2 protein-coding genes are annotated in these 1,151 nt (G+C 33.6%); both read right to left on the bottom strand.

The annotated features are described in order from the left end of the window. On the bottom strand, positions 1-289 hold a 289-nt coding region (locus tag T368_RS14220; RefSeq protein ID WP_034567847.1), incomplete at its 3' end, for a hypothetical protein. 154 nt (positions 290-443) lie between these two features. Further along, the coding region (locus T368_RS16045; RefSeq protein WP_034567846.1) for a hypothetical protein at positions 444-1,151 on the bottom strand (708 nt) is incomplete at its 5' end.

The following is a 1,151-nucleotide window of genomic DNA, read 5'->3' as shown; positions in this document are numbered from 1 at the left end:
AAGGTGCTTCATTGTCAAAGTCATCTATTTGTCTAGTAGGCATGAAGTTAGGATTAGATTCTATAACTTCTTTTTGTATAGTCTCTATATCTTTTCTAGCTTCACTCAAAGCATTATCTATAACTTCTTTTCTCTCTTGTAATTCTTGCTTATTGGCTGTGATTGCAATTTGAGTTTCTTGTGCGTCTTTTATGGTGTAGAAACTTGCTATATCATCTTTGTCAAATTGTGTTTTCCAGTATTCTAACTCTTTTAATACCTTGCTTGTTTCTTTATCCTCTTTTGGCAAGTTCTTAGAGATAGAATCTATGCTGACATGTATAAAGTCTTTTGTATCTCTTTAAATTAAATGCGTTGTCTTGCGGACACTTTTAAGGGAATCTTCGCTCAAGGCTTAGTCATGTATGCTTAATACACTCCCTTCGCCTTTCACTCGATAACCCTTAAAATTGCCTCGCAATACTTCCGCATAGAATCTTTGCCTTTCTATAAAGGCTTAGTTGGTCTTCTAAGCTTTGATGTGCTAGATTTTCACTTAAAGCCCCTGCAAATCTAGCCATTATCTTATGCACGAAGTTATAGAATAATAAAAGCGTTCTGCCAAATAAGCCATTTGCACTGCTTATTAATACATTTGCAGGTTTGCTTCCTACACTTCGCTGTATTGCTTGTAAAAACTCATTATCGCCATTATATAGCCTTTGTGCTTGTTTGAGATTTGAGACTAGATTCTTTAAGCCTTCATCTGTAATGCTATGTTCTATCTTTTCTAAATCTTGTATTAATTCCTGCCATTTAACCGCCCTAAATTGTCCATTCCCATTAGCTATATTTCTTTGTATGAGTTCTTTTATAGCTTGGGCTTGTAAGTTTGTATCAGTATTATTTGCAATGCGATTAAAGACTTTGTTATTAAAGCCTTCTTCTCTTTGTGCTTGTTTGAGTATAGCTTTATTAAAGCTATCTTCGCTTAAGTCTTTTTCTCTCTTTTTAGTCTTTACACTATCTTTATAAAAATCACTCTCTTTAAACTTCGCATAGTCTGCATATTCTTTGTTTATATCTTTATAATTCTTTAAAAGCTTCCCTGTATTAATACCACTTTGTTGTGCTATATCTTGCAAGGCATTCTCTACTACTGAATCTATCTC

This window comes from Helicobacter bilis ATCC 51630 (assembly GCF_000686565.1).
Lineage (GTDB): Bacteria > Campylobacterota > Campylobacteria > Campylobacterales > Helicobacteraceae > Helicobacter_A > Helicobacter_A bilis.
The sequence above is the reverse complement of the archived record's forward strand: the minus strand, read 5'-3'. Positions and strand labels throughout refer to the sequence as shown.